The sequence below is a fragment of the Paenibacillus agri genome (genome assembly GCF_013359945.1).
Taxonomy (GTDB): Bacteria; Bacillota; Bacilli; order Paenibacillales; family Paenibacillaceae; genus Paenibacillus_AQ; species Paenibacillus_AQ agri.
In genome coordinates this window covers 295,929-318,467 of record NZ_JABWCS010000220.1, presented here as the reverse complement: position 1 = coordinate 318,467, position 22,539 = coordinate 295,929, and the positions used below count along the sequence as shown (strand labels likewise).

Genomic DNA, 22,539 nt, shown 5'->3' with positions numbered 1-22,539 from the left:
TTTTATCCTCATCTTTTTCTGTAAAAAGAAAAAACCCTTGATGTACAAGGGATTTCTTCTATAGAGCCACCACGTACGGTTAAGAATTGCAGGCACGGTCTTATTCTATTATTAAGCCTTTCTCCACAACCTCCAGAGCCTCTTCCAATAATTTAGCAAACTCCAATCGGGTCACTTCTGCACTATAATCCATTAAGGATATATTGACCCCGACGATCACTCCGCCAAAGGTTCGGATCGCTGGATCATCTGAACTGCGTCCAAGTCGCTTGGCAACCATCTGTGTCAATAGGTGCATCATCTGAGTTAAGTTATTCATCGCTGCTGCACGCAGTTCCGGAACTGCCATGATCAGTTGATTGCGTTGGCGCGTTGTCTCCCATTCCTCATCCGTAATCTCCGTAATTCCCGAAATCATCGCATTCCTTACGGCTTGTAGCGGACTAAGCTCTGGTGATTGATTGTCAAAAGCATCCACAAGAAGAGGATCATAGTTATCGGTTAGCACCACATCCTCTTTCGTTGCAAAATAACGAAAAAAGGTGCTCGGGGAAATTTCTGCAGCTTCCGCAATTTGTTCAACCGTTGTGGCATGATAACCCTTCTCCTGAAAAAGCCTCAATGCGTGCATCTGCACACTCGCCATCGTCTTCGCTTTTTTCCGCTCACGCAATCCGATCTTTTGTTTCGCAGTCTCAGGCATTCCTTTCACTCCTAACCAAGTCAAATCACATTCAACATGAACCTTCAAACTTATTTTCATTGATAATAGAGTTCATGTCAAATTGTAGTCAAAAGCATAAACTATTGACTCTCATGAATTGGCAATCGTATTATTCCTTCGCTTCAAGAGCGGCAGTAGAGCTATTACACTCCGCTGATCGTGTTCGTAAGAGGATAACTGTAAAAATAATTCCCACAACTGCGGCCCCTGCACATACCCATAACATATTGCCCATGCCAGTGACGAAAGCATTTTTCACGGAATGAACCAGAGAGTCTGAGCCGGTTCGCTGAGCAGCGGCTAGCCCGGCTGACACATTACGTTGCGCCATTTGGGCAGCTTCTGTAGGCCATTCCTTCAGGTCAAGACCATTGCGATAACCTGCGTTCAACACAGCCCCTAAAATGGCAACACCCAATGTTCCGCCAACTTGTCTCATCGCCATTAGCAGGGCCGACCCCACGCCGCTTCGCTCGGGTGTGAGTGCAGAGATCGCTGTGTCCATAGCAGCGGGAAGGGCAAATCCAATACCAAGCCCGACGGCAGAAATCCAAATTAATTCAAAGCCATATCCGCTTGATATTGTCGTGGCACTCCCCATCGCCAGCCCTATGCCAAGCAGTATAGAACCCGCTATAATCGCCGTCCTGGTTCCAAAGCGCGACTGTAGTACATCAGAGATTGGCGTTCCAAGCAGTAATCCTAATACTAAAGGCAAGAGTCTCAGACCTGCACTGAACGCATCCGCACCTAACACGGCCTGAAGATATTGGGGCAATACGAATAATACACCAAATAGTGCAAAAGAAATGATCGAACCGATCAACGTTCCGCCCGCAAAACGCCGAGAGTGAAATAACGCCGGGTCCACCAATGGATGAGCAGTCCGAGTCTGATACCTAACAAACCATATTAATAGAAGGAAACCTCCAACAACTGTCGATAAGGAAAAGCTATCCCCCCATCCTTTTTCACCTGCTTGAATAACACCATACGTTAAAGCAATCAGTCCAACACTTGAAAATAGCATTCCCGGTAAATCCATTGGTCTATATTCCTGACTCCGTGATTCATGCAAAAGAAAGGAAACGGAGAGGATCGCTATAATCACTAGCGGAAGATTGATGATAAATACTGAGCCCCACCAATAGTGGTTAAGGAGCCAACCTCCAAGAATAGGACCAAGCGGAATGCCTATCGCATTGGCCATCATCCAGACTGCAATAGCTTTGGGCCTTTCCTTCTCCGTGAACAACACTGGAATAATAGCCATAGATAACGGAACAATCAGGGAAGCGCCCAAACCAAGAAAGGCACGCGCGGTTATCAGCTGCCAAGATGATACAGAATACGCACAAGCCAGAGAGGCTGCACCAAAGATGAGCAACCCGGTAAGCAGCATTTTCTTGCGTCCGATCCGGTCCCCCAGCATCCCCATCGGCAGCAGCATAGCGGCAAAAACAAGATTATAACCGTTGGCAAACCATTGAAGCTCAACATTGGTCGCGTGTATGTCTTGAGCCAACATCGGCAACGCCAAATTCAAAATCGTCATATCCAGTCCGATCGCAAGTATCCCGAATGCAAGCGAAGCGAGCACCCACCATCTTTGTTGATTTTGCGAACTCATATTTAATCCCCTCCAGTTATTGACATTAACTTTCTTTTGATAGTTTATTTATTTTGAATGTAACTGTCAATATTTATTTCTCGATGTTCAAGGTAGGCACTGCTTTGTCTCACTGGACCAACTTCTTCAAACAACAAAAAACCGCTTCACATTGAAGCGGTATCTTAGCAGATGCTTGACTTAGACTATACTCTCAAGCTTAAAGTTCTTTTTGCACCCGCTGCAAATCTACTTTAGAAAAGGTGAATAAGATATGAAATATATGGCAGCCGTAATGACAGGCTCAGCATGTTTTGGATTACTCTCTACAATCGCAGTATTGGCTTACGGCAGAGGCTTCCATCTTGGTGAAGTCGTGGGCTCACAGTTTTTTTGGGGATTTGTCTTATCTCTTGCATTTTACTTGGTGAAAAATTTGAGAACAAGCCGGCACAAACAGAAAGCAGCATCTAACCCTACGGACGACTCGAAATTAAGCTGGAAACAAAAGCTGACGCTGGTCAGCGCTGGTTTTCCGCTCGCTGGAGCTGGATTGGTTTACTTCAAGTCGTTAACCTACGTGCCTGCTTCTGTTGCGATTATTTTATTATTTCAATTTATTTGGATCGGCGCGCTTATCCAATCCATTAGAAACAGACGTCTTCCAGACCGGATGACCGTTATCGTCATCGTAATTCTGCTGCTCGGAACTGTGCTGGCTGCGGGTCTTTTGGATGATGGAATTAGAAGCTGGAACCCGCTTGGCATCCTATATGGCCTTAGTGCTGCATTATTGTATTCGTTGTTTATCCTCCTTAGCGGATCTGCCGTACCTAAGGCGCCCGCAGCCACTCGAGCGGTATGGATGCTGGCCGGCGGCATGGTGCTGATCTTCATCCTGTACCCTCCAGCATTTTTGTTTAACGGGAAGATTTTCGGAGAGCTACTGATCTATGGATTCACTCTAGGATTTTTGGGTTCATTTATTCCGCCGCTATTGTTCGCTTATGGCGTTCCGCATGTAGGAGAAGGAATGGCCAGTATATTGGGAGCTACCGAACTTCCAGTCGCTGTGCTTTCATCTTTTTTCATCCTGCATGAACCGATTAGCCCCCTGCGTTGGCTAGGTGTTCTGATCGTATTAACATCTATCGCCCTGCCTGAAATCATACGACGATTCACGCAAAAGCGCAGTCTCTCTAGGGCCTAAGTCGCCAAATATTATTATCCTATCAAAAAAACACCTCCGCCCCCCGCTTTCAGCATGGTGGTGGAGGTGTTCAATCTAATTATATTCCGTCTTGGAAATCGGCATTCAAGGCGACTTCTTTTTGGTTTTCGAAATTTTTCAGTGTGTCTGTATATTTGTTCACCGCGAAATGGTAAGCATCTGCTCCAAGCAGCAACCGAAGCGGCGGTTCTTGAGACTTGGCAACGCTGATAATGGCTTCTGCAGCTTTTTTGGGATCTCCAGGTTCTTTGCCATGGGATTCTCCATTTACAAATGGAGAGATGAGCTCCTCATACTCCTTAATCGATGATTCTGTTCTGGCGGCCGAGCGTCCGGACCAATCCGTACGGAAATTGCTTGGTTCGATCAGCGTTACATGAATATTAAAGGGAGCAACTTCTTTTGACAGGCTTTCTGATATGCCTTCAACAGCGTACTTCGTAGCGTTATAAAATCCCACACCAGGGTACGATACTAGGCCTCCAATGGACGATATATTGATAACATGTCCGGAACGCTGCTTTCTCATATAAGGCAATACAGCCCTTGTCATGTTCATAAGACCCCAGAAATTAATTTCGAACATCGCCCGGGTCTCTTGCTGGACGGCTTCCTCAATAGAGCTAAAATAACCGACGCCAGCATTATTGACCAACACATCAATCCGGCCAAATTTCTCCAACGTAGCTCTTACAGCATTCTCAACTTGTTCAGGCTTAGTGACATCAAGTTCCACGGCCAGAACGTTATCTGTATTCACGCTGACAAGATCAGCAATGGAATGGAGATTTCTTGCGGTTACAACAACCTTATAACCGGCCTCAATCGTTGCTTTAGCAAGCTCTCTGCCGAATCCAGTGGAACAACCGGTGATGATCCAGACGCTATTTTTACTCATTCTGCTCTCCCCTTTAGTCTAAAAATTTGATTACAATCAAACTCTAAACTTGAGAGTAATGTCTAAGTCAAGCTTCATTCCTCATAAAAAATCAGGAGTGTTACTTCTCAATCTCAAGCTATGCATAGCTTGTTGACTTAGAGTATAGTCTAAGCCGTATAATCATTTACTACGTTTTTAAAAAAGGTGGTTTAACCATTGGGATATACAGTTAGTGAAGTTGCCGAGATGAGCGGAATATCTGCACATACATTGCGCTATTATGACAAACAGGGCTTATTGCCCTTTGTTGACCGGAATAAAGTAGGTAATCGAGATTTTAAAGATAGTGATTTTGAATGGCTAGGAGTTATCACCTGTCTAAAAAAAAGCGGGATGCCCGTGAAAAAGATCAGGCAGTATATTGAATGGTCTATGGAAGGAGACGCTACATTAAACGAGCGGCTGGAAGTATTCGAAAACCACAAAAAGGTGGTTATTGAGAAAATAGCTGAAATGCAAAATTATTTGGATAAAATTGATTATAAGATTTGGTTTTACCAAACAGCGATTGAATCCGGGACAGCAGCCATACACGCCCAAAATAACTGTGTATTTACAGAGGGAATGGACTTATCAACAGTTCCAAATCTTCATTTTCCAGAACAGCAGTAAGCTTCTCCTGGTCACCAACGCAAAAACACCTTCAACCGTTCTCCATATCTTACGATAGGGATGCTTTGCGTGAAGGTGTTTTTTCTACGTTATTCAGTTTGCTTAATGATGAGCTGCTTCTTCATTTATATTCTCTTTAATCACAGCATCAACATTCTTTTCAAAGGTATTTAGAAGCTCACGTACTTCATCCGTTGACTTCGTGCTCATCAATTGATTGCATAGTTCACTTGCCCCTCGGAATCCTTTGACATAGATCTTGAAAAATCGTAAAAGGGCTTTAAACGGACGTAGCGTTAATTCTGGTGCATATCTATCATAAAGATCAAGATGCAATCTTAGAAGATCAAGCAATTCGTCACTGTTATGTTCTCTCGGCTCTTGTTCAAAAGCAAACGGATTATGGAAAATACCTCTCCCAATCATTATCCCATCCACACCATATTGCTCAGCAAGCTTTAAGCCTGTTTGTCGATCAGGAATATCCCCATTGATTGTCAAAAGGGTGTCTGGTGCTATGCGATCACGAAGTTCCTTAATTTCCGGAATCAGTTCCCAATGTGCATCTGCTAAGCTCATTTCCTTTTTTGTACGGAGATGAATAGACAGATTAGCAATATCTTGATTTAGAATATGGGTTAGCCAACCCCGCCATTCCTCTATATCGTAGTAGCCAAGTCTAGTTTTTACACTGACCGGTAATCCTCCCGCTTTAGCTGCTTGAATAATATCTGCCGCAAGATCTGGACGCAGAATAAGGCCGCTTCCCCTACCTTTTCTGGAAACATTGTGCACCGGACAACCCATATTGATATCCACACCTTTGAAACCAAGCTTAGCCATACCAATGCTCATTTCCTTGAAATATTCAGGCTTATCCCCCCAAATATGTGCCACCATTGGTTGTTCATCTTCCGTAAATGCTAACCGTCCCCGTATACCATATCTCAATTTAGGATGACAATAGCTCTCCGTGTTTGTAAATTCCGTAAAAAATACATCAGGCTTACCTGCTTTACTTACTACATGCCGAAAAACAATATCCGTTACATCTTCCATTGGTGCAAGTATAAAAAACGGCCGAGGTAAATCACGCCAAAAATTATTTAACACTACTTACTCAATCCTCTCACTATAGATCCAATGCTACGACAAAACCGTCACAATGAGTGTTAAGTGCCTCAACAATCCAAGCTCAAAACTCAAATTTAGCATTGACGCTTCTACTATATAAATATACCGTGGATACATAGTATAACATCTCATCTCTTTTTTTCGAACCATCCAAACAAGACTTTAGACAGATAACGCATATGGTTTAGCTCTATTACTGCTTCCGTATGGCGGAATAGACCTCTGGATTCCTCCTCCAGAATGGCCAAATCCTATACTTTCCACTAAACAACAATAAAAAACCACTTCGAGTTGAACTGCAGCTCCAATGTTCAATGATTCTAACAATTGGGGTGCAGTCCAATAATGAAGTGGCTTTTGTTTGATGAAGCCTAGGGGGATCGAACCCATGACCTCATCGCTGCCAGTGATGCGCTCTACCGCGGATGGTCATTTACACAGCTACGAGTATACATTGAGAATAACTATAAAATTGGCTGCTTCGCGAGGTTCGATCGGTAAGAGTATATGGAGTTAATCATCCAATCCTCTTCCCGCTTCCCCCATGCTTCCTCCGAACGGACATAATAATGATCACGGTTAGCAGAATCGGCGGGATAGCAGCAAGCAGGAAGCGTCTTTCGCCTGATAGAACAGAGATGATGGCAAACAGGATCAGAAACGATACTCCGATTGCAATGCCCTGCACGAGTTGAAGCTTGCCTTTGCCCGTCTCTTCGGGATCGTTTGTCATACGAGCATGTAGGATGATGGAAATCAGCCCCCAGCTGCCCAGATGAACGAATAGCAGAATCCCCAGCGACGGAATTGTGCCGATGGACAAGCCTAATACTTCCAGGGACAGCAACACAGAAATCGCCGCAATCGTGAAGTACCATGAGATCGAGCGAGACTTGGCTGCTATATAGGCGAGCACCTCATCCAGAGCGTTATTTTTGACCGCGCCTCGCCTGCCAAAATACCAACCTGCAATCCCGAACAGCAGACCTCTATATATGCCTACGTATAACATCTACTTCTCCTCCTTTTCTTCAAATACGAATACATCCTCAATGTACATGTGGAACGCTTTTGCGATTTTGAAAGCGAGCTCCAGCGACGGATTGTATTTCATCGTTTCGATCGCTATGACCGATTGCCGAGAGACTCCAATGATCTCACCCAGTTGCTCTTGCGTCATGCCATGCTCGTTTCGCAATGCCCGGACATGATTTTTAATACGAACCCCTCCAAATGCGGTAATCTTAATGTAAAGCAAGGTTTACGTTAAGTGTACTTTACATTATTCAAAATGTAAATATTTCCCTTGATGAAAATTTTGATGCTGAAATTAAAATAAGCATAATAAGAAACAGAAATTACCCAATGTAAATACAACAAAGGCCCCCTTGTGAGGGAGCCTTTGTTCCAATACAATATATTTTCATTGTTAGGTGTTTTATATCATTTTAATATCTCTAGTTCTACAATTGTATTCTATCTAGTTCGACCATAGTAAAATGAATACCCATCCGACACCCCAAGCTTTGTCGTCTCCGTCCCATCCACCAGCTTGACCGCTTTCAGCAGCGATACAATTTGTGAATGCATGAGGTTCACGTCAAATTTGTCCATCTCTCTGTTCTCACTATCCGTCAGCAAGTAATCTGGCATTGGGATAAATCCAAGCACTGGGATACCCGCTTCAAAAAGAGGCTGACTCTCCCCGAACTCAAACTTGTTATGTCCGCGTAAAATTACAGTACGTGCATCGTCTCTCTGCTCAACAGCCTTCTGCCAGATCGCCGCCATCATCTCATTGCCCGCATAGGTATATTCTGTACTTATACGTCCCGTCGGACCATAATACCCCGTGTCGTCATCCTTCCATTCCATGCTGCCGAGATGCTCGACCGTAATTCCTGCTACAGCTTTCATATGGCCATTCTCGCCATCCCATAGCTCACGGTGCCCTTCCATCCAGGTGGATGTCGCCTGAGAAGTCCCTTTGAACTCCGGCAACCGGAAATGTCCGGTCACAAAAGCGAAGATCATCGTCCGTTCCGGCTGCTCCTGCTGCAAGTAACGAATCATGGACAGCATGCCTACGGCTCCATTCTCCTCCACAACATTGATCCCATCGGTATGGGTATTGATGATAATCGCTTCGTCTTTCCTTTTCCCCTCGATCTTCACATAAAAGGATTTCGTCGGTGCGTTTTTTTGTTCATCTGCTTCTAAAATAACCGTACCTTCTTTGTGTTCCTTAGCTGCGCTAATCACCTTTTGCCCCTCTGTCTCATTGACCCAGACCGCAGGGATTCCGGCATAGTCGGTGGTAAACGGCACATATTGCTTCTCAACCTTCTCGTCCGATACACCTTTCCAGACTAAAACAACAGCCTTCACGCCCATTTCCTTCGCTTGCTCCAGTTTGGCCTCTTTTAAGGCTGTGGTGAGTACAAGATCACCTTCACTAGGGGCGATTTTGTTTTGCTTTGGCGATGAATCCCGCATGTTCATGACGATCCCTATCGGAAAATCTTTAAAATTCTCAATTTCCACTACAGCAATTTTTCCGCTTGCCTGTTCATAATCACCACGCTTCGTGTACACCAATTCCCCAGTTACACCCTTTTCGTCCGTTTCCCCGGAATAAGGAAAAGCTGAAGAGACATGAATGGGCTGCTGATCAATAATCAAAGAGCTGCTCTTTTCTTCCCATCGATCAAAAGTATATTGATCACGGTATACGGTCAACCCAATATCCGTTACCTGCTGTTCCAACCAAGCAATAAACTTATTATGGCCTTCCGAGCCGGTTGTACGGCTTCCAAAGGAATTCATCACTTCAATATTCTTTAGCATTGCTGCTGACGAATCCAATCTATGTTCATCAATGGTGGCCGTAACATCCGCTGCTAATGCCACAGGTTTAGTAATCGGCTTCGCATAGATGCCCAGAGCCCACAGCGCACTAACGAGAAGAACAGCAATGCTGAATAATACTTTTCGAACTACCATAAACGCAGTGACTTTTCTTCGTACCGATTGTCCAAAAAGTCCCCTCCATACGCCCGCCACGATCAGCAGCAGGATAGATACCGCCAGCAGCCAAAACTCCTTAGTCAGCAAAAATAACCCTTCTGTTACGATAGCGCCGATCAGCACCACTTGTAGCTTCTCACGTTTCTTTAGAAGTAAATATGAAGTGCCTAATTCGATCAGTAAAATGATAATCGTCGCTATCGAGATTACTGTTTGTTGACCGATAAATACGGTAGCACAGAATGCCAGGATCAACAGCAACACCGCTGACAATCGTCTGTATAAGTTTTTTAACATGACACCCTCCCATTTTAACTATATAGAACGCATTGAAGTGTAATTAACGGCATTTTTGTACCTTAAATCCTCTGCAGCGAGGGGTTAGTGGAGATTAAGTGCAATATTGTACCTTAAATCTCCCAGAAATACCTCTCCAGCGTGTTTTTCCGAAAAATAAGATACAATAATGCCCTTATTTCCCTCATTTAGCTATATATCTGAAAAATAAGGTACAAAAATGTCGTTAGTTGGGGAAGTACCCCCTCTTTTCCACTGTTCAGACGACTGGTGAAGGGAAACTTACCGCTTCTATATGACATCCCTGGATTTAACAGCCATGAATTATAGCTCTTGTTGTCGACAGACTATGATCCGGTGCGAGCTCTCCTATGGAAATCTCGTTCAGGTGAGCGCTTTGTGCCTACAGTTCCAAACTTCTCCTTTCGCTCATCTTCGCTTTTTTTATTTCTTATGTTCGTCTTATGTAGCTACAATTTTGACATTACATTTGTAATGCCTTATGGTTTAGCATATTGAAAAGAGTCATGAAAAACAATAAAACGAACGCCAGAACGTACAAATGGAGGGGAAATGTCATCGCAAATCATGAATTATACAGTCCAAACACCTCTAAACATAATTCCAATAAAGAAACCAATCGCTTGACCAGAGAAGCCATCTGCACGGCATTAGTCTTCTTAATCCAGGAGCAGCCTTTTAGCAAAATCAGCATTACCGATATTGTGAAACGTGCCGGGGTCTCCCGAACCGCCTATTACAACAACTATTCCTCCAAACAGGAGATACTGGTGGATCTGGTCGATTCGCTTATTTTCGAGATTAATCAAAGGCTCCTGCCTTACACCAATGAATTAACAGGCAAAGCCAAAGAGCCTGAAAAGTTTATTAGCGTGCTTTTTGAAGTTATTTTTCAGCAGCGTGATATTTACAGAGCCTTGCAAAGCGCCAAGTTTGATTATGTGATCTTAGATTGCTTGAATGAAATGATGCTGTCTAACGCGCATGACACAACAGACGAAAGCAGATACCGGATATACTTTAAAGCCGGCGCGCTATATAATGCGATCTCAAAATGGATTGGGTCCGACTTCGCAATATCCACGAATGAGATGACCCGAATTAGTCTCCACATTTACCATACTCCGATGTCTCAGGAATAACCTGTAGTGTTAGTAATTGAGATTAATTTCACTGGTGAAAAGAAAAGCCAAATAGCCCGCCACAAGTACAAGTTAATGTGGCGGACTATTTTTCATTTATTCTAATGTCTCGGCCGCTCCTGATATCTGCAGATGGTATCTCCAAATTAGCAGCGATGCAGCAAGACTCTTTACAGACTCTCCAACTCACCCGTTGTCTTGGACAGCAGGCCCTTCAGTTCCTTCATGAACATGTTGATATCCTTGAACTGACGGTACACAGAGGCGAAGCGGACGTATGCGACTTCATCCACTGGATAGAGCTGTTCCATCACGAGCTCGCCGATTTGACGGCTCTCGATCTCTGCCAGGGCGATCCCGCGCAAAGTCTTCTCAACCTCCGACACGATGACCTCAAGGCGCTCCACAGGCACAGGACGCTTCTCACAGGCACGGATCAATCCACGGAGGATTTTATCACGGCTGAATTCCTCGCGGCTGCCATCCTTCTTAATTACGATAAGCGGAGTCTCTTCAATCATCTCAAACGTTGTAAAACGCTTGCTACAGCGCTCACACTCCCGCCTGCGGCGGATGGACTTATTCTCGTTGGCCGGACGTGAATCAAGCACCTTGGTATTTGTATGATCGCAGTAAGGGCATTTCATAAGCTTAATCACTTCCTTTTGCAAAATGGTGTGCGTCCCGTTCCAGTACGCACCTGACTGCGATCGAACACAATCTCTTTTTCCATAATTCACCGTTTGTTTATTGTAATGAATCTGCCAAGTCCGGCACATAATACAGTTACCAACCGATAGGAGGTGAACAGCAATGGGCCAAAACAACAACTCCAACAACCTGGTAGTTCCTAATTCCCGCGCAGCTTTGGAACAATTGAAATACGAAGTTGCTCAAGAATTGGGTATCACGCTTTCTGCAGACGGATACAATGGCAATAAAACTTCTTACGAAAACGGTTCGATCGGTGGTTACATCACTAAACGTCTTGTAACTCTGGCTGAACAACAACTGGCAGGTCAAGTTCACTAATCTGCCTATAGCTTGACTAAAGAAGTATTAAACGGCTCACGGGCTGTTTAATACTTCTTTTCCTATACACATCTAAAATCCTTTGTAGATATCCGTGTACTGATTATAATAGTAAATCACCCGCTGGACATAATGACGTGTCTCCCCAAACGGGATATCTTTTACATTATCCTCCGTACCGTCCCAGGTCCCCTGCTTCAGCCAGTTCTGGACATTGCCCGGACCAGCATTATAAGCAGCAATGACTGCCGTACGATTGCCGTCAAACTGACGAGAGAGCGAGGATAGATACCAGGACCCAAGCTCAATGTTGACGGATGGCTCATGCTTCAGCCGCTCCAGCGATACATCGGGGAGCTTGGCCTTTTCCATAGCCCATTTGGCCGTATCCGGCATCAGCTGCATAAGACCGATCGCCCCTTTTTTCGACTCTTTTCCAGTCTTGAAGTTTGTCTCCACCCGGATAATCGCCGCCACAAGGAATGGATCAATCTCGTAGGTCGTGCTGTGCTTGCGGATCTCTTCTTTATAATGAATCGGATAAAACCACGACATCCAGTTTGTACTGAGGAACAGAATACCTGTAAAGCCGATGAACAGGAGAAGCAGGACTCTTTTTTTGCGCAGCCAGCTCATGACAACCCCAGCCTGTCCCACAAAGCAAGAACCTGGGCCTCAGTATGCTCAAGATCCTTGCTGTTGTCAATGACGTAACTTGCCTTGCCCGTCTTCTCCTGAAGATCCATCTGCGATTGCAGACGGCTCTCCGCCTGCTCCTGAGTCAGACTGTTCCGTTCCATTAACCGGGTCAACTGAATCTCACGGGGAACATATACTACAATAATGTCCTGAAAAAGACCTTCCAGCCCTGACTCAAACAGCAGCGGAATATCTACCACAATCAGCGACTCCGGCGCTTCCTGCTCCATGCGGTACATCCGGTCCTTGATCTCCTGGCGAATCGCCGGATGAGTCAGACTATTCAGCTTCTGACGGGCCTCCGGCTCATGAAAGACAATATTCCCAAGCTTCGCCCTGTCGAGCGTTCCATCCGGGTTCAGAATATCCTCTCCGAAATGTTCAACGACAGCAGCCAGCACCGGGTGTCCGGGCAGCATCACTTCCCTGGCAATGGCATCGGCATCCACCAGTTTGGCTCCCTTGTTCACGAACAGTGCTGATACTGTGCTTTTTCCGGACGCAATGCCTCCGGTTAAGCCCATGATCATGTACTCACCTCATAACAGCTTCATTATTCCCATAACAATCAACATTAAAGCAGGCAGGACAGCGGCATGCTTCATCCAGGAGCTGCCGGCGAACTTGAATCCTGTCTTCATCCCCATAATTAGAAAGCTTCCGCTAAACAACGCAATCGTGACCGCCGTCCAGCCCGGGTTGAACCCAAGCAGTGCGGCACCCAGTCCTGCACCGAACGCATCCAGTGACAATGCAATTCCGAGTATCATTGCCTCCAGCGGCGAAATGCTTCCCGAAGCATCCATATCCGCAGAGGAAGGCGTACGCAAGATCTGTACGACGATGCCGAGCCTCCGCAGCTCCAGTGAGTATACAGCCGGTTTCGCTGGCTGAGCGGACTCATCACCATAACCTTCCGAGTCAGCAGCTGCTTCCCCATATTCGTCTTCGGACGAGAGTTCAGAGATACTGACTGTGGAAATCTGTGCAGTTTCCTGTTCCTGCTGCTCTGCAATAAGATCCTCTTTCTCCTTCTGAATCCGCGATTGAATCAGTGACCAACAGCCCATAAGGATAAGAATAACAGCGCCTACGCTTGCAGCGATACTGGGTGATACCACCTTCGCCAGCAAGACGCCAACCTGCATGGAGACGTAGATGACGATGCCAGAACATAACGAGATGATCAGGATCGAGAGCAGCGGTATTTTCATTTTTCGCAAACCATATGTAATGCCTACGCCAAATCCATCCAGACTCAGGGCCAACGCCAATAACAGCAATGATAAAAATGGGCTGAGCACCCGCAATCCCCCCCGTGAAGAACCGTCCTGCCTAATAAGATTACTTAGGCAAGACGTTCGCTTGATTAGAGCCTTCTTCACACAGTATATGGGCGGGACACATTGAGGGTGTCAACCATCTGCAGCTTGGGATGAAGTTCAAGTACTACATTGAGAACTCAGGCAAGATCCGGCAAGCCGGTGTATAAGATTGATTACCGAGCCAGAACCGTACTGACACGCTGGCAGCTTGGACAATAATGCGTCCCACGGCCGCCGACCACACTCTTCTCAATCAATGTACCACAGACGGCACACGGCTGGTCCTTGCGTCCGTAAATCAGCAATTGCTGTTGATAGGTGCCGCTCTCCCCTTGGCCGTTCACATATGATTTGACGGAGGAGCCTCCAGCATTGACGGCTTCCGTAAGCGTGGATACAATCGCATGATGAAGCTTGTCGAGCTGTTCCCGGCTCAGCGCTTTAGGGCTGTCCTCCGGGTGAATGCCCGCACGGTGTAGCGATTCGTCTACATAGATATTCCCAATGCCGACCACATATTCCTGATTCAGCAGCAGGGATTTGATTTTGGTGCTTTTACCAGACACAATCTCCCTGAACCGTTCCGGGGTAAAAGAAGGCTCGAGCGGCTCCTCCCCCAGCTTGTTCAGCGGCGGCAAACTCAGGTCCTCCCCCGGCTGGAACAGGTGCATCGTGCCAAATTGGCGCACATCTGTGTAGCGAAGCTCGGTACCATCTGTAAAATGAAAAATAACATGTGTATGCTTGTCCAGCGGCTCATCACTGCCATGCAGTCCGTAACGGCCTTCCATCCGCAGATGGGAGACCAGGACAAGACCGTCCAGCAAGATCCGCAAAAATTTGCCTCTACGCTCCACACTTTCAATGGTATGACCCGCCAGCATGTGGGCGAAGGCCATGGTATCATCCGGGCGCTGAATAATCCGCGCCAAGCGGACGGTGACGTTCTCTATCTGCTTTCCTTTGACTAATTCGTTAAGTGTTCTCTTCACTGTTTCGACTTCCGGTAATTCCGGCATAGTTCTCACCTCTACTCCATTATACCGGATATCGGAGGCACGCGGGGGTTCTATTTCGCCTCATACCAGTTGCTTCCATAACTTACCTCTGCCTTGAGCGGAACCGACAGTTTAAGTGCGCCTTCCATGACCTCAGGCAGCAGCACCTTCATCAGCTCCAGTTCCTCCGCTGGCACCTCGAACACAAGTTCATCGTGTACCTGAAGCAACATGCGGCTCTTCAATCCGCGTTCGAACAGTGCCTTGTCCATATGGACCATCGCCAGTTTGATAATATCTGCGGCTGTACCTTGAATCGGTGTATTCATCGCTGTGCGCTCCGCAAAGGAACGCAGGTTGAAATTGCTGGCATTAATCTCCGGCAGGTAGCGACGGCGTTCCAGCAGTGTGGTGACATAGCCGTTCTTCTTCGCCTCCACCACAATCTCATCCATATAACGGCGCACGCCCTGGAATACTTCAAAATATTGCTCGATGAACCGGGCAGCTTCCTTCCGCGGAATATTGAGGTTCTGCGATAGGCCGTAATCGCTGATACCGTACACGATACCGAAGTTTACTGCCTTGGCAGAGCGGCGCATGTTGCTATCCACTTGCTCGGCAGTCACGCCAAAGACATCCATCGCGGTCTTCGTATGAATATCCATGTCATGCAGAAAAGCGTCCTTCAACAGCTCATCGTCAGAGATATGCGCCAGAACCCGCAGCTCGATCTGGGAATAGTCTGCGGCCAGAATGGACCAGCCCGGCTCCGAAGGTACAAATACTTTGCGGAGCTTGCGCCCCTCTTCCAAGCGGATCGGGATATTCTGCAGATTCGGGAACTGGCTGCTTAGTCGTCCGGTTGCCGCAATAGTCTGGCGGTAGAACGTATGGACCTTGCCCGTATCTGGTGAAATTTCCTTGAGCAGCCCTTCCACATAAGTGGATTGAAGCTTGGCGATCGTCCGGTATTGCAGGATCAGCCGCACAACATCATGATAAGGGGCCAGCTTCTCCAGCACCTCGGCATCCGTAGAGTATCCGGTCTTCGTCTTCTTGACGACAGGCAGCCCCAGCTTCACGAACAGAATCTCACCAAGCTGCTTCGGAGAGTTCAAGTTGAATTCCGTGCCGCAAATCTCATAGATCTCAGCGACAAGCTTGGCGATCTGAGCTTCGAATTCCTTACCGAGCTCCTTCAGATCCTCCTTGTTCACGGCAATCCCTTGCTTCTCCATGTCAGCCAGGATGCGCGATAGCGGCATCTCCAGATCATCGAACAGACCGTTCATGTCTGTCTCGTCCAGTTCCTTGTCCTGCTTCTGGACAATTCCCAGCACTGCCGCACTCTTCCGCGCCACATGGTGGCCCAGAACCTCCAGCTCTGGCACTTTGTATTTGGCACCTTTGCCAAACACACTTTCGTCCGTGGCCAGACGTGGCAGACTGTATTTAGCCGCAAGATCGCTCAGATCCTGGTTGGCTTCCGTCGGATCCAGCAGATAAGCTGCCAGCTGTACATCCTTCGCCGCCCCGGCAAAAGGAATCCCTTGCCAGTGGAGGGCCAGATCAGCCCGGTGTAAATCGTAGCCGCTCTTCGGGGTATGCTCGTCCCCCAGCCAATCCCGCAGCTTGGCAGCAGCTGGACTTTGCAACAGGGAAAACGGCACATAGTAATGCCGATCCAACGAAGACAGCCCAATGCCGATCACCTCAGCACGGTGCGGATTGTCCCCGTTCGACTCCACATGCAGTGCGGAGATACCAGGCAGTGCTGCAATCAGATCGTCCAGTTCATCCTCGCCCACAATGGTAATCTCAAGCTCAGCCTCTTGAGCTTCAGCAGCCTCTTCTCCCTCAGGAGCAGGGGCGCTACCACTCAGGGACAGGCGTTCCAGCAGCGATTTGAATTCCAATTTCGCCAGCGCTGGTCCTGCAGTCTCGCGGTTCAGTCCTGTGAAGACCATATCCTCCCAGCCATGTTCCAACGGAACTTCGCGGTAGATCGTCGCGAGCTTCTTACTCATGATGGCATCATCCGCATGTGCTTCGAGCTTCTCTTTCATCTTGCCTTTAAGCTCACCAGTGCCTGCGATAACCCCTTCCACAGAGCCGAATTGATGCAGCAGCTTCAGTGCAGTCTTCTCGCCGACACCTGGTACGCCGGGAATGTTGTCACTGGCGTCACCCATAAGCCCTTTAAGGTCGATAATCTGTTCCGGGGTCAGATCATATTTCTCACGAATCTGTTCCGGTCCGTACAGTTCAATTTCGGTAACGCCTTTGCGGATCAAGGCAACAGTTGTATGCTCCGAAGCCAATTGCAGCATATCCTTGTCCCCTGAGACGATCATGACCTCACGACCAGCTTCGTCCGCCTTGCGGGAGATACTGCCGATGATATCATCGGCTTCATAGCTCTCAATTTCGAACTGAGGCACGCCGAGGTTACGCAACAGGTCTTTCAGCAGCGGGAACTGTTCGGACAGCTCCGGCGGTGTTTTTTGCCGCCCGCCCTTATATTCTTGATACCCCTCATGACGGAAAGTAATCTTGCCGGCATCGAATGCCACGATCATATGTGTCGGTTTATGTTCCTCTATGAGACGCAGCAGCATCGTTGTGAACCCGTACACGGCATTCGTCTGCTGTCCTGCCGTATTCGTTAGAGGAGGCATTGCAAAAAACGCCCGGTAAATAACGTTGTTGCCATCTATAAGAATCAATTTATCCATTGTTGCACCCACCCTTTTATGTTGCATACTTTCACCATTTTAACATATGGCCGTACGAAGACGAAACGATTTCGCCTATCACCTGGCAGAACTCTGTAAATAGAACAAACGCCGGCGGGGGCCGGCGTTCATAAAGATTCATCTATTCTGTATTCCCGTATTAACGATTATTGATTCAGATCAGGGCGCTTGCCTGTAACCAGATATACCACACTTTCACCAATGTTAGTGGCGTGATCGGCAATCCGCTCGATATAACGGCCCACCAGCGTCAGCAGCATAACCTGATTCAGTGCATCCGGCTTCTCTGTCAAGAACGTGTACAGCTCAGTGATCATCGCACTATAGAGGTGGTCTACCTGATCATCGTCCTGAGCCATTTTGTAGGCCAGATCCGTGTTCTCATCCAGATAAGCAACGATCGCTTCCTTGATCATTACGTTGACAATCTCAGCCATACGCGGGATGTCTACCAGCGGTTTGATCAATTGCTGTCCTTGAATGCGCATTGTAACCTTGGCGACATCAATCGCCAGATCGCCCATCCGCTCCAGATCGCTCGATATTTTAAAAGCAACGATAATACGACGCAGGTCCTTGGCAACTGGCTGCTGGGTAATGATCAGCTTCGATCCGATCTCCATGATCCGGTCTTCCATGGCATTAAGGCGCAAATCGGCCTTCACTATTTCCTGAGCGCGCGTAGTATCGAGGTTTTGCAGCGCGGAAACCGCACCTTCGAGCGCATTCGTTACATGCTCACTCATCTGCTGTAGCAGACTGCGCAGCTCTTCCAAGTCCTTGTCAAATTCTTTTCTTTGAATCATATCCAGAGCGATCCTCCTCAGGTGGTATGTCAGTTGTCACTTCAATCCCGCTTTATTAAAAAGCTTAACCGAAGCGTCCCGAAATATAATCTTCCGTGCGTGAATCCTTAGGGTTCGAGAACAGCAGCTCTGTATCTGCCGCCTCCACAATCACACCGTTCAGGAAGAATACTGTTCGTCCTGAGACGCGTGCCGCCTGATGCATGTTATGTGTAACCATAACAATCGTATACTTGTCCCGCAGCTCCTGCACCAGCTCTTCAATCTTAAGCGTGGATACAGGATCAAGCGCTGAGGTTGCTTCATCCATGAGCAGGATGTCAGGCTGCACAGCGAGTGCTCTGGCAATACAGAGCCGTTGCTGCTGTCCCCCGGACAGACTGAGCGCGGATTTCTTCAGGAAGTCTTTAACTTCCTCCCAAAGAGCGGATTGACGCAGACTTTGTTCTACGATACCGTCCAGTTCACTCTTCGAGCGGATTCCGTGCAGTCGAGGACCGTAGGCTACATTGTCATAAATGGACTTTGGAAAAGGATTAGGCTGTTGGAATACCATGCCGACCTGCTTGCGCAAGCTTTCCACTTCAACATCGTCACTGTAAATATCTTTGCCGCCGATCTTAACTTTACCTTCAATACGTGTTCCGGGAATCATATCATTCATTCGGTTTAGGGTACGCAAAAGCGTAGACTTACCACAGCCGGAAGGCCCGATAAAAGCTGTAACCTGTTTCTCCGGAATCTGTAGTTCCACATTCTTTAGCGCGTGAAAAGACTCATAATAGAGATCCAATTTCTCTATGTCAATGATGGATTTCATTAGTTTTGCGTCTCCTTCTCATCATCTTCGTACCTCATGATACCCGGGCAGTGTAAATAGAGTTGTGGAGAAATGTTAACGCATTGTAAAATAAGACGCAAAAAAGAACCCCCGTCAATTATATGACAGGAGCCCTCTTCTTATTCACAACGAGTTTGTAGCCAACTCCGCGAATTGAATCAATATGAACCGACTCGGGATCAAGCTCCAGCTTTTTACGCAAGGAGCTGACATGCACGTCAACCGTCCGCTGTCCACCAATGTAGTCGAAGCCCCACACTGCATTCATCAGATCGTCACGTGTAAGCACAACCCCTGGCTTGCGGGCCAAGTACAGCAGCACTTCAAATTCCTTCGGACGCAGGTTGATGCTGTGTCCGCCAAGCGAAACCTCGTACCGCTCGGGATAAATCTCAAGTTGTCCCAAAATAATGGTAGATGCAGACGCCGTCGTTTCCGCCGGTGCCTCTTCTGCCAGTCCAGAAATCCGGCGTAGCACTGCGCTGACCCGGGCCAGTAGCTCTGAGACGCCAAATGGTTTTGTTATATAATCATCAGCTCCCGATTTCAATCCACGGACAACATCTTCTTCTGCATTTTTGGCGGTCAGCACAATAACCGGTGTGCGGATGCCTTGACCACGCAATTTATCAAGAATGTCAATACCGTTCATTCCAGGCAGCATTAAATCCAGTACGATGAGGTCAAAGGGCTCCCGGGTCGCACGATCATATCCTGCGGTTCCATGATCCTCTACCGTGACCTCATAACCTTCCTGTGTCAGGTTGTAGGACAACAGGCGGGCCAGCGTCGGTTCGTCTTCAATGACAAGCAATCGTTGTGCCATAAGTTCCCCCGTATTCATATGTTTTAAATTTTACAAAACAGCAACAATGCCATCATATCACCGAAATGTTAACTTGGTGTAAAAAAGATAGAAACGCTCAGCGATTAATTATCCCCACACTTATTCTTCATCTTCCTGAAGCAGCGGAAGTTCAACAGTAAATGTGCTTCCAATGCCAAGATCACTTTCAACACTGATATTTCCGCGGTGTAAATCCACGAGATGCTTCACAATGGACAATCCAAGACCTGTACCACCGGAACTTCTGGACCTCGCTTTATCCACCCGGTAGAAGCGTTCGAAGATACGCGGCAGGTCCTTACGCGGAATGCCCATCCCGGTATCACTGACCGCGAAGATCACTTTCTCAGTGCCGTCGTCCTCCATCCGGTTGGCCACGGTTACCTTCACATTACCCCCGTCCTGGGTGTAGTTGATGGAATTGGACAACAGGTTCATGAAGATCTGACGAAGCTTGTCCTCATCGCCCTCCATGAATAGCTCCGGCGGCACTGTGGCACTGAGGCTAATATTCTTCTTCTCTGCCACTTTGCTCATCGTCTCCAGTACGGAATCGAAGAAATCAATAACATGAACTGGCGAGCATTCCAGTTGAACACGCTTGGACTCAATTTTGGATAGTTCCAGAATATCACCGATCAAGCGGTTCAATCGTTCATTCTCATCATAGATGATTTGGAGGAACGAACGTGCGGTCTTCTCGTCTGTAACACCCCCGCCGAGCAAGGTCTCCGCAAAGCCCTTAACTGCGGCTACCGGAGTCTTCAGCTCATGAGAGACGTTCGCCACGAACTCGCTGCGCATTTTCTCCAGGCGCCGGATATCCGTAACTTCTTGCAACAGGAACAACATCCCTCTGTAAGAGCCATCCTGCATCATTGGTACACCGTCCAGGCGTACAATACGCTCTGTCGGATTATAAATACTGCGTTCCTCATGGATCGGCTCTCTTCGAGAGACCCCCTCATCCACTAGCCGGGTCAACTCGTAATGACGCTTTAGCTCCTGATACGACTGTCCGGCCATCTCGTTGTTGCTGACATCCAGCATATGCTCGGCAGCCCGGTTCAACAGCGCAATCTCGCCCTCTTCATTAATCATCAGGATGCCCCCGGTCATATTGTCGAGCACGCTTTGCAGCAGATCCTCGTTGTCGCGGATCGTCTTGAGTTGATTCTGCAGACTGTCCGCCATGGCATTAATCGCTTTGGCCAACTGCCCAATCTCATCCTTGCGCTTCATCGGCACCCGGGCGTCATAGTCCAGATCCGTGATACGCCTTGCCACCCTCGTGATCTGTTCAATCGGCGAAGTCATGCCGGACGCCACCCTGTAACTGACAAAGGTAGCGGCCATAAACAGGAGAACCAGACCTGCGGCCATAATCATCCAGGCCCGGTTCAGCCCTTCGGTCACAGCATCCAGGGACATCGAGAGACGAATATAACCGTGAAAACCTTGATCGGAATCCACAGCTCCGGCAACATACATCATTGTTTTGTTCAAAGTATCACTATATCGAATGGCACGGCCTATGCCTTCCTTGGCAGCCAGCACCTCTTCCTCCCGTTTGGAGTGGTTGTCCATCAGCAGCGGATCCTTCTCCGAATCCCCGATCACCTTTCCGTCCTTGGTAATGAAAGTGATTCTGGACTTAGTCAACCCTGCGATATGTCTGGCTTGCTCCGTGTAGTAAGTCATAGCATCCGGGCTGTTCATTTCCCTGAACTGAAACGTACCCGACAGTAATTTTATTTCCCGGGACATGTTTTCTTCGAGCGCTGAAATATGTGATTCCTTGAAGAGATGCGCCATTGTAAATCCGGCACCGATCATCGAAATCCCGATAAGTGTCATCAGTATGATTGTAAGCCGAATACGAAACGGTTTCATGAATAAGTTTCCTCTTTCTTTACATATGTTCTCTAAAAATAATCCTAACCTCATTTTTGTTAAAATGCCAGTTCGATTCTGTTCATTATACAGGCCAAGTTTTAACGCAATGTAAAATGCCAAAATAAAGAAGGGCCACCTCCGCAGAAAATCTGCAGCGGCGCCCTTCCTGGTTACATCCTGCTAAGAGGCACTCAATCTTGCGTACGAGTCGCAATAAACCACTGGTTCCCATGGGGGTCTCTAATGCCGGCACCGCGTTCACCATATGGTTTATCCACCGGCTCATCAATAATGATCCCACCGGATTCCAGGCATTTTAGATAGGTTTTGTCCACGTCACTAACATATAGATGAATGGTTTGCTGCACCGGCGGATATTTCTTATTGGCTTCGGACAACTCGATCATTGAGTCACCGATTCGGAGTTCGGCATGCTTGATCCGCCCGTCGTCGCTGCGCAGCATATCAATGATCCGGGCCTCAAAACAATGCACTACAAAATCTACCAAGCGGTCAGCATTAGATACAATAAAATAAGGAGTAATCGTCTGAAGCCCGTTTCTTACATAGTGTGGTGACATCTGTTTCTTCCTCCCCCG

22 protein-coding genes are annotated in these 22,539 nt (G+C 47.4%); 4 read left to right on the top strand and 18 right to left on the bottom strand.

Features of this window, described 5'->3' with window-relative positions; translation table 11 throughout:
* Window positions 1-100: 100 nt before the first annotated feature.
* Window positions 101-703, bottom strand: coding sequence for an acyl-CoA-like ligand-binding transcription factor (locus HPT30_RS26560; RefSeq protein WP_175374286.1), 603 nt, complete (start codon window positions 701-703; stop codon window positions 101-103).
* A gap of 130 nt (window positions 704-833) precedes the next feature.
* On the bottom strand, window positions 834-2,354 hold the full coding sequence (locus tag HPT30_RS26555) for an MFS transporter (protein WP_175374285.1): 1,521 nt from the start codon (window positions 2,352-2,354) through the stop codon (window positions 834-836).
* Window positions 2,355-2,607: 253 nt separating this feature from the next.
* On the opposite strand from HPT30_RS26555, the gene HPT30_RS26550 reads away from it, so the two are divergent.
* Window positions 2,608-3,543: an EamA family transporter gene (locus HPT30_RS26550; RefSeq protein ID WP_175374284.1), complete on the top strand. Its 936-nt coding sequence runs from the start codon at window positions 2,608-2,610 to the stop codon at window positions 3,541-3,543.
* Between the two features lie 79 nt (window positions 3,544-3,622).
* On the opposite strand, the gene HPT30_RS26545 is transcribed toward HPT30_RS26550, so the two are convergent.
* Window positions 3,623-4,462, bottom strand: coding sequence for an oxidoreductase (locus HPT30_RS26545; RefSeq protein ID WP_175374283.1), 840 nt, complete (start codon window positions 4,460-4,462; stop codon window positions 3,623-3,625).
* Between the two features lie 198 nt (window positions 4,463-4,660).
* Here HPT30_RS26545 and HPT30_RS26540 point away from each other — a divergent pair, with 198 nt between their 5' ends.
* Window positions 4,661-5,116: a MerR family transcriptional regulator gene (locus tag HPT30_RS26540; RefSeq protein ID WP_175374282.1), complete on the top strand. Its 456-nt coding sequence runs from the start codon at window positions 4,661-4,663 to the stop codon at window positions 5,114-5,116.
* Between the two features lie 102 nt (window positions 5,117-5,218).
* Here HPT30_RS26540 and HPT30_RS26535 read toward each other — a convergent pair whose 3' ends face one another.
* The 4 genes from HPT30_RS26535 to HPT30_RS26520 all read right to left on the bottom strand — a co-directional run bounded on the left by HPT30_RS26535 (window position 5,219) and on the right by HPT30_RS26520 (window position 9,574).
* Window positions 5,219-6,175 (bottom strand): tRNA dihydrouridine synthase, encoded by a 957-nt coding sequence (locus HPT30_RS26535; RefSeq protein WP_175374315.1) that lies wholly within the window; start codon window positions 6,173-6,175, stop codon window positions 5,219-5,221.
* Between the two features lie 592 nt (window positions 6,176-6,767).
* A complete protein-coding gene (locus HPT30_RS26530; RefSeq protein ID WP_175374281.1) occupies window positions 6,768-7,262 on the bottom strand; it encodes a hypothetical protein in 495 nt (164 codons plus the stop codon).
* Window positions 7,263-7,448, bottom strand: a complete 186-nt coding sequence (locus HPT30_RS26525) for a helix-turn-helix transcriptional regulator (protein WP_376767062.1) — start codon at window positions 7,446-7,448, stop codon at window positions 7,263-7,265.
* A gap of 278 nt (window positions 7,449-7,726) precedes the next feature.
* Window positions 7,727-9,574, bottom strand: a complete 1,848-nt coding sequence (locus HPT30_RS26520) for a hypothetical protein (RefSeq protein ID WP_175374280.1) — start codon at window positions 9,572-9,574, stop codon at window positions 7,727-7,729.
* Between the two features lie 527 nt (window positions 9,575-10,101).
* Between HPT30_RS26520 and HPT30_RS26515 the strand changes: the two genes are divergently transcribed.
* Window positions 10,102-10,737, top strand: a complete 636-nt coding sequence (locus tag HPT30_RS26515; protein ID WP_175374279.1) for a TetR/AcrR family transcriptional regulator — start codon at window positions 10,102-10,104, stop codon at window positions 10,735-10,737.
* Window positions 10,738-10,907: 170 nt separating this feature from the next.
* Here HPT30_RS26515 and nrdR read toward each other — a convergent pair whose 3' ends face one another.
* Complete coding sequence (nrdR, locus tag HPT30_RS26510; protein WP_066374240.1) at window positions 10,908-11,384, bottom strand: transcriptional regulator NrdR; 477 nt, start codon at window positions 11,382-11,384, stop codon at window positions 10,908-10,910.
* A gap of 166 nt (window positions 11,385-11,550) precedes the next feature.
* Between nrdR and HPT30_RS26505 the strand changes: the two genes are divergently transcribed.
* A complete protein-coding gene (locus HPT30_RS26505; protein WP_066374239.1) occupies window positions 11,551-11,769 on the top strand; it encodes an alpha/beta-type small acid-soluble spore protein in 219 nt (72 codons plus the stop codon).
* Window positions 11,770-11,841: 72 nt separating this feature from the next.
* Here the strand turns inward: HPT30_RS26505 and HPT30_RS26500 are convergent, their stop codons facing one another.
* From HPT30_RS26500 to HPT30_RS26455, 10 genes are all read right to left on the bottom strand, one after another.
* A complete protein-coding gene (locus HPT30_RS26500; protein WP_175374278.1) occupies window positions 11,842-12,405 on the bottom strand; it encodes a lytic transglycosylase domain-containing protein in 564 nt (187 codons plus the stop codon).
* Window positions 12,402-12,998: a dephospho-CoA kinase gene (coaE, locus tag HPT30_RS26495; RefSeq protein WP_175374277.1), complete on the bottom strand. Its 597-nt coding sequence runs from the start codon at window positions 12,996-12,998 to the stop codon at window positions 12,402-12,404. Before coaE ends, HPT30_RS26500 begins: the two co-directional genes overlap by 4 nt.
* A gap of 9 nt (window positions 12,999-13,007) precedes the next feature.
* The gene (locus HPT30_RS26490) at window positions 13,008-13,772 is read right to left on the bottom strand and encodes a manganese efflux pump (protein WP_175374276.1); all 765 of its coding nucleotides are present in this window, start codon (window positions 13,770-13,772) and stop codon (window positions 13,008-13,010) included.
* Window positions 13,773-13,966: 194 nt separating this feature from the next.
* Complete coding sequence (mutM, locus tag HPT30_RS26485; RefSeq protein ID WP_175374275.1) at window positions 13,967-14,812, bottom strand: DNA-formamidopyrimidine glycosylase; 846 nt, start codon at window positions 14,810-14,812, stop codon at window positions 13,967-13,969.
* A 50-nt stretch (window positions 14,813-14,862) separates the two neighbouring features.
* The gene (gene polA, locus HPT30_RS26480) at window positions 14,863-17,529 is read right to left on the bottom strand and encodes a DNA polymerase I (protein ID WP_175374274.1); all 2,667 of its coding nucleotides are present in this window, start codon (window positions 17,527-17,529) and stop codon (window positions 14,863-14,865) included.
* A gap of 167 nt (window positions 17,530-17,696) precedes the next feature.
* A complete protein-coding gene (gene phoU, locus HPT30_RS26475) occupies window positions 17,697-18,356 on the bottom strand; it encodes a phosphate signaling complex protein PhoU (protein WP_175374273.1) in 660 nt (219 codons plus the stop codon).
* 64 nt (window positions 18,357-18,420) lie between these two features.
* Window positions 18,421-19,176, bottom strand: a complete 756-nt coding sequence (pstB, locus tag HPT30_RS26470; RefSeq protein WP_066374223.1) for a phosphate ABC transporter ATP-binding protein PstB — start codon at window positions 19,174-19,176, stop codon at window positions 18,421-18,423.
* 118 nt (window positions 19,177-19,294) lie between these two features.
* On the bottom strand, window positions 19,295-20,023 hold the full coding sequence (locus tag HPT30_RS26465; RefSeq protein WP_066374221.1) for a response regulator transcription factor: 729 nt from the start codon (window positions 20,021-20,023) through the stop codon (window positions 19,295-19,297).
* A 120-nt stretch (window positions 20,024-20,143) separates the two neighbouring features.
* Window positions 20,144-21,937, bottom strand: coding sequence for a two-component system histidine kinase PnpS (gene pnpS, locus HPT30_RS26460; protein WP_175374272.1), 1,794 nt, complete (start codon window positions 21,935-21,937; stop codon window positions 20,144-20,146).
* Window positions 21,938-22,131: 194 nt separating this feature from the next.
* Window positions 22,132-22,521 carry a VOC family protein gene (locus tag HPT30_RS26455; RefSeq protein WP_175374271.1) on the bottom strand — a complete coding sequence of 130 codons (390 nt, stop codon included), beginning with the start codon at window positions 22,519-22,521 and terminating at the stop codon, window positions 22,132-22,134.
* Window positions 22,522-22,539 lie beyond the last annotated feature (18 nt).